Below are 6,627 nucleotides of genomic sequence, written 5' to 3'. Positions count from 1 at the left end.
ATCACAATCAGACACGGCTCAATTTGAGCAAGAAAGGGAAGTAAGTCCTTGCGTCTAAGCATTTTCTTTTTGATTAACTTACCCGCTTTATCGACGCCAACAGCATGAAAAACAGACTTTGCGATATCTAAACCGATTGTAGTAATCTTCATAGGTGGACCCGTCCTCTTTCTGATGAGTTTTAGCGACTACATCGTGGCCCATTGCGAGGCCGATTAAAAGTGGATGGGTCCATTCCATTATCCATGATTAATCACTTCTTCGGAGGGGACAGCACCAAGATCTAGCTGACGTTTTTGGCGGTATCTTGGGATTTCTCGTTACCGCTTGCATCAAAAATCAAAGCTGTCGCTATCACCAAAAGCTGTCGCGGCAATGCCTAATGAGTGCTTTAGTGTTGGCGTGACAATTGGTTTGAATCTTAGCGGTATCCACTCCCTGTGGTACCGCTAATGCTGCTTATTCCTATCATGATGACATTAGATAACCTGAACTCGGGATAATGAGTGTCGAAAAATCTAAATTTAACAAATTAAATCAATGATATAAATTATTGGTTTGAAAAGAAAAATCTATTTTCTGACTGAATGCGCAGATTTTTGCGCATATCAAGGCGCTCTGTCGTACGCCATAGCTAGCTATGGTTAGACAGAGCAACGCAGAGAGGCCCGAAAAGATGCCTATTCAGCGGCTCTGCTTATCCCGAGCTCAGGTTAGATATCAAAGGCGAGACTGCCCGGAGTCAGGAATGGCCAACTTAGACGCGTCGGTGAACTCTCACCCTGCGCACCAAAGAAGTAAGCTGTTCTTGGGGTGGCGTAAACCACACTGCCTTTTTGCAACCCGAGTTCCTGCAGATTATGGTGGGTAAATTTGGCTTCCCACAGTTCTTCGCTATGCCAGCCGTGTGGGGCTAATTCCAGTCTTACTTCGGCGCCAATGGGGGTCATGGCGACAATATTGAACGGCAAATTGGCCTGACTATTGGGCTTATTTGACAGCGCTAATTCGTGACTGCGTACATAGAGAACACCATCTTGCTGCAGTGTTTGCTGTTCTGGGGGTGTTAAAAATGCTTGACCATTTTCCCAACGTTTTTGTTGCCAACTGGCTTCAAAGACATTGACGTTACCAAGAAAATCAAACACAAAGCGACTATTGGGGTGTGAGTATAGCTCAGCAGGTGTATTAATCTGCTCTATATGACCATTGCTCATCACTACCACTCTATCTGAGAGCTCAAGCGCCTCATCCTGATCGTGGGTCACAAACACGCTGGTGAATTTCAATTCATCATGCAGGCTGCGTAGCCAGCGGCGTAGTTCTTTACGCACTTTAGCATCTAAGGCGCCAAAGGGTTCATCCAGTAGCAAGACTTCTGGTTGGGTTGCGAGTGCACGGGCCAACGCAATGCGCTGTTTTTGTCCTCCCGAGAGTTGTTCAGGATAGCGCTGTGCTAGATGGCCTAGTTGTACTGTTTCTAGCAGCTGTGTCACTCGCTTATGAATTTCTGCCGCCGAAGGCCTTTGTTTTTTCGGCATGACTTCGAGTCCAAAGGCGACGTTATCGGCGACCGTCATATGGCGAAACAGCGCGTAGTTTTGAAACACAAAACCTACGCGTCTTTCACGCACATGCACTTGAGTGACATCTCGGTTGCCGAATTGAATTTGGCCGCTATCGGCTCCTTCAAGACCGGCAATAATCCGCAGCAGTGTGGTTTTGCCTGAACCTGATGGTCCTAGCAGACCAATCATTTCCCCTTCTTGAATATCGAGATTAAGTGGGGAAAGCGCCTGAAATTGGCCAAATTTCTTGGAAATATTAGTAAGACGAATACTCATAGTTGGCTCTGCTCTTTATTGTCATTGGCGGTTAAACTGCGTTGTTGCCGCCATTCCACTACGGCTTTTAGCATTAGGGTAAATAGGGCGATCAGGGCCAGTAATGACGCGCTCGCGAAGGCGGCTTCGGCCTGATAATCTTCGTACAATAATTGCACATGTAAAGGTAAGGTATTGGTTTCGCCGCGAATATTGCCAGACACGACAGCAACGGCACCAAATTCTCCTACGGCTCTGGCATTGGTGAGGATTACACCGTAAATCAGTGCCCATTTGATGTTGGGTAGGGTCACGCGGCGAAAAAGTTGCCACCATGACGCTCCGAGGATCACTGCAGCTTCTTCTTCCGATGCGCCCTGTTGTTGCATCAATGGGATCAGTTCTCTGGCTACAAAGGGGCAAGTGACAAAAATGGTCACTAATAGTATTCCCGGCCAAGCAAACATGATCTGCAGATCGTGCTCATATAGCCATTCGCCCAGCCAGCCACTGTTGCCATAGAGCAGTAAATAGAGCAAACCTGCGACGACAGGGGAGACCGCAAATGGAATATCAATTAGCGTGATCAGTAATTTGCGACCGGGGAATTCAAAACGAGTCACGCTCCATGCCAGCATGATTCCGAACACTAAATTGATTGGTACTGTGAGTGCTGCCACCATCAGTGTTAAACCAATCGCATGCAGCGAATCCGGTTGAGTTAGGTGCCCAATATAACGCTCCCAACCTCCGACAAACGCCTGCTGAAAAATACTCACTAGCGGCAATAGCAACAAGAGCAAGCCTAAGAACACGGCGAGGGTAATAAGGCTCCATTTGATCAGGGGTGCTTCACCGACTCTTAAGGGTTTAAATGAGTTCATATTTGCTCCTTATCGTCCATGAATGCGGCGCAGATAACGCGCCTGCCACAGGTTTATCAGCAGTAATAGCAGTAACGAGGTCATCAGAACCACTGAGGCAATGGCGCTGGCACCTGCAAAATCAAATTCTTGCAGGCGGACAAAGATCATTAACGAAGTGATTTCACTGATATAAGGCATATTGCCAGCGATAAAGATCACTGCACCAAACTCACCCAGACTGCGGGTAAAAGACAGTGCCGTTCCAATCATTAATGCTGGCCAAAGGGAGGGCAAAATAACCCGCCAGAATACCGAACGATCCGAGGCGCCAAGTGTCATTCCCGCTTCTTCTTCCTCGTGGGATAACTCTTCGAGAACGGGTTGTACCGTACGAACCACAAAGGGAATACTGGTGAAAATCATCGCGACCACTATGCCTAGCGGGGTGTAGGCGACTTTTATGCCCCATTCAGCTAATAGACTACCGATTTGGCCGTTTTCCGCATAAAGGGTGGCTAAGGTGATACCGGCAACGGCGGTCGGCAAGGCAAAGGGTAAATCTACCAAGGCATCTAAAATGCGTTTGCCGGGAAATTCATAACGCACGAGTACCCATGCGAGTAATAATCCGAAAAGGCAGTTAAATAATGATGCCGCGAGCGCCGATAGTATGGTGACTCGGTAACTGGCAACCACTCTGGGATCGGCAATCACGCCCCAGTATTCGGACCAGCTCATTGAACTGGTCTGCATGATTAGGCCTGTGGTTGGCAATAATAGGATTAGGCTGACAAACAGTAGGGACACACCTAAGCTGATGGTAAAACCGGGAAGAACCCGCTTATGGCGTAAACGCCCGTTATTAAAAATCACAGAATAATCACCCGATCAGGTTAATTGCGTTAAACCAATACTATTTATACGGTTCGCTCGTTGTTGGCTCAAGCCATTTGTTGGATGCAATCTTGATTGATAAATGCCAATTAGCGATAAACCCGAGACTTTGCTCGGGTTCAATGTTGATATCTTACTACATTAAGGACGATATCAGCGCTTTAATAGCTCATCGAGTTTTGTACCGTTAGCAAACTGCGTTTTCATGGCATTATCCCAACCACCGATGATTTGCTCAACAGTTAGCAGGTCAACGGTAGGGAACTGCTTAGCAAACTCAGCTTTTACCTTTTCGTTGTGTACACGATAGCTGAATCCTGCCAGTAGACGTTGCGCTTCTTCGCTGTAGAGATAATTCAAATACTCAGTTGCGAGTTCCTGTGTACCGTTACGCTTAGCATTTTTCTCAACCACAGCGACGGGGAACTCTGCCAGAATCGAGGTTTTTGGTACAACCACTTGGTAATCGTCCGTACCATACTGCTGGCGGATATTGTTCACTTCCGATTCAAAGGTAATTAATACATCACCGATCCCACGTTCAACAAAGGAGGTGGTCGCACCGCGGCCGCCTGTATCAAATACTGCGACATTACCGAGGAATTTTTTCAGGAATTGATCCAGTTTAGCCTGATTATCCTTACCATAGTTTTTCTGAGCATAACCTAATGCGGCTAAATAAGTGTAGCGAGCATTACCAGAGGTTTTTGGGTTAGGAAAGACCAGTTTAACGTCATCTCTCGCTAAATCGCCCCAGTCGCTGATTTGCTTTGGGTTACCCTTACGCACCAAAAATGCAATGGTGGAATAGTAAGGCGAACTGGCGTTAGGCAGTAATTGTTGCCAATTTTCTGGGATCAATTTACCGCGATCGTGCAGAACTTGTACGTCTGTCACTTGATTAAACGTTACCACATCTGCGGGTAATCCCTGCAGAATCGAGCGTGCCTGTGCAGATGATCCTGCATGGGATTGTTTAATTTCGACGGTTTTACCTGTTTTCTCTTCCCAATGTTTGGCAAAAACGGGGTTGTAGGCATTGAATAATTCCCGTGCGATATCATAAGAGGAATTAAGCAGGGTTTGATCTGCGGCAGTCACATTGAGTGAGGTTCCCAGAATGAGGGTTCCTAGCAGGGCCTTTATCAATTTTACGGACATTTTTAACTCCTTAATCTGGCAATTTTGTCAGCGTTATGGCACCTAGAGTAATAGAATTAATTGTTTATAAAAAGCCAGTTGAATAGAACTTTTTTGAATAACTATGAGCGATTTATTTTATGTTATAAGCAGTATTCACCGTGTTTGTCAGTGGTAACCGACTTAGAATAGGCTATCGCTTAGTTGTTTTTATCAAGTAAAGGATAATCCTAGTGTCTGACTTTCCGACAATTGAAGCCTGCATCGGGCAAACTCCGCTGGTTCGCTTGCAGCGGCTTAACTGTGGTACTTCCACTGTACTGTTAAAATTGGAAGGCAATAACCCCGCGGGTTCAGTAAAAGATCGTCCTGCACTCAATATGATTATTCAGGCCGAACTTCGCCAAGAAATAAGTCCTGGTGATACGCTTATTGAGGCAACGAGTGGCAATACTGGGATTGCGCTGGCGATGGCGGCGGCAATCAAAGGATACAAGATGATCCTGATTATGCCGAATAATTCGACTCAGGAGCGTAAGGATGCGATGCAAGCCTATGGCGCAGAGCTCATGCTAGTGGATAACATGGAGACTGCGCGGGATTTGGCGCTGCAGTTACAAAGCGAAGGCAAAGGTAAGGTGCTGGATCAATTTAATAACCAAGATAACGCTAATGCCCATTTCCTCACGACAGGCCCTGAAATCTGGCAACAGAGTCTAGGCAAAATTACCCACTTTGTGTCAAGTATGGGGACGACAGGTACCATAATGGGTGTGTCTAAATACCTTAAAACTTGTAATCCCGACATCACTATCGTCGGCCTTCAGCCTGCCGATGGCAGTGCTATTCCTGGGATTCGGCGTTGGCCGCAGGCATATTTGCCTGGGATTTTTGATGCTTCTTGGGTTGATTTAGTTATGGATATAGAAGAGCAAGATGCAAAAGCCATGGCGAGAACTTTAGCGCGAGAGGAAGGGATTTGTGCAGGAGTCAGTTCGGGCGGTGCCGTGTTTGCTGCGCTGGAGATTGCTAAACAATATCCGGGTTCTGTGGTCGTGGCGATTGTCTGTGATAGGGGCGATCGTTACCTTTCGTCAGGGCTTTTTTCCTGAGTCCTAGATTTTTACTCTAAGCATATTGAGCGATATGAATGTTTGATTGATAAAAATGGGCGAGACACGCCCATTTTTACCCTTTTATACGTGATCATTTTTTCGGTGGGAATTGCGCCAAAATTCGGTTGACGGCTTTGGCGGTATCTTGGGCTTTCTCGTTACCGCCTGCATCAAAATCATAGCTGTCGCTGCCACGCCAAATAAGAGCTTTGGTCTTAGGATCGACAATATCTATTTGAATAGTTTGAATTTTAGCGCTATCACTCCCCAGCGGCACGCCAACACTGGTGCCTATGCCAATCCCGCCCGAACTTCCGAATGTGCCTGTGCCTAATCCAATGGATAGCCCTGAATCTTTGGGCTTATCTTGGGTGAGTAAGGCGTAGGCGACGTTAAAGTCGGGCGACGCTGTATTTTCTACAAACCCTTTTTGAGTCAATTGGTTGTTAATTTCTACTTGAATACGCTGGGCGCTTAACGGGTCATCCGTCGGCTGTGGTGTTAACTGGGTAAAGCTGCGTAGTGCGGTGAAGTCGTAATTGAGATCATAATCGTTTTTCGGTTTACTGCTGCAAGCGCTTAATAAGGCAACAGCGACGAGCAGACTGGCAAAGTGACGGTATCCCATGATAGTGCTCCAAGTTGTACAAACTCTGCTCAATGTGCCTTGATTAAGGTTGTTTCTGCAAGTACTTTAGATAAGCGTGTTGTATTTGAATCGCTTTGAATGCAATTCCACACGCTTTGTTTTTAGCAAGGATCGTTTTGAGTATGGTTCATTTTTAGATA

Annotated in this window: 6 protein-coding genes and 1 pseudogene; 1 reads left to right on the top strand and 6 read right to left on the bottom strand. The window is 46.4% G+C overall.

The genetic code is table 11. The features are described 5' to 3' along the window. The 5 genes and pseudogenes from L5M10_RS19940 to cysP all read right to left on the bottom strand — a co-directional run. Window positions 1-152, bottom strand: a pseudogene (locus L5M10_RS19940) (IS110 family transposase); the annotation flags it as partial. Window positions 153-713: 561 nt separating this feature from the next. Continuing rightward, the gene (locus tag L5M10_RS19935) at window positions 714-1,844 is read right to left on the bottom strand and encodes a sulfate/molybdate ABC transporter ATP-binding protein (protein ID WP_131523841.1); all 1,131 of its coding nucleotides are present in this window, start codon (window positions 1,842-1,844) and stop codon (window positions 714-716) included. Beyond that, on the bottom strand, window positions 1,841-2,707 hold the full coding sequence (gene cysW / locus L5M10_RS19930; protein ID WP_263164181.1) for a sulfate ABC transporter permease subunit CysW: 867 nt from the start codon (window positions 2,705-2,707) through the stop codon (window positions 1,841-1,843). Before cysW ends, L5M10_RS19935 begins: the two co-directional genes overlap by 4 nt. 9 nt (window positions 2,708-2,716) lie before the next feature. Beyond that, window positions 2,717-3,562 (bottom strand): sulfate/thiosulfate ABC transporter permease CysT, encoded by an 846-nt coding sequence (gene cysT / locus L5M10_RS19925; protein WP_105249982.1) that lies wholly within the window; start codon window positions 3,560-3,562, stop codon window positions 2,717-2,719. Window positions 3,563-3,736: 174 nt separating this feature from the next. After that, window positions 3,737-4,744: a thiosulfate ABC transporter substrate-binding protein CysP gene (gene cysP, locus L5M10_RS19920; RefSeq protein WP_263164180.1), complete on the bottom strand. Its 1,008-nt coding sequence runs from the start codon at window positions 4,742-4,744 to the stop codon at window positions 3,737-3,739. 212 nt (window positions 4,745-4,956) lie between these two features. Between cysP and cysM the strand changes: the two genes are divergently transcribed. Further along, window positions 4,957-5,835, top strand: a complete 879-nt coding sequence (cysM, locus tag L5M10_RS19915; protein WP_263164178.1) for a cysteine synthase CysM — start codon at window positions 4,957-4,959, stop codon at window positions 5,833-5,835. Window positions 5,836-5,929: 94 nt separating this feature from the next. Here the strand turns inward: cysM and L5M10_RS19910 are convergent, their stop codons facing one another. Then, the gene (locus L5M10_RS19910) at window positions 5,930-6,466 is read right to left on the bottom strand and encodes a DUF4136 domain-containing protein (RefSeq protein WP_263237407.1); all 537 of its coding nucleotides are present in this window, start codon (window positions 6,464-6,466) and stop codon (window positions 5,930-5,932) included. Window positions 6,467-6,627: the final 161 nt, after the last annotated feature.

This window comes from Shewanella sp. SM32 (genome assembly GCF_025654235.1).
GTDB classification, from domain to species: domain Bacteria; phylum Pseudomonadota; class Gammaproteobacteria; order Enterobacterales; family Shewanellaceae; genus Shewanella; species Shewanella oncorhynchi.
Note: the sequence above shows the minus strand (reverse complement) of the source record. Positions and strands in the feature narration are given on the sequence as shown.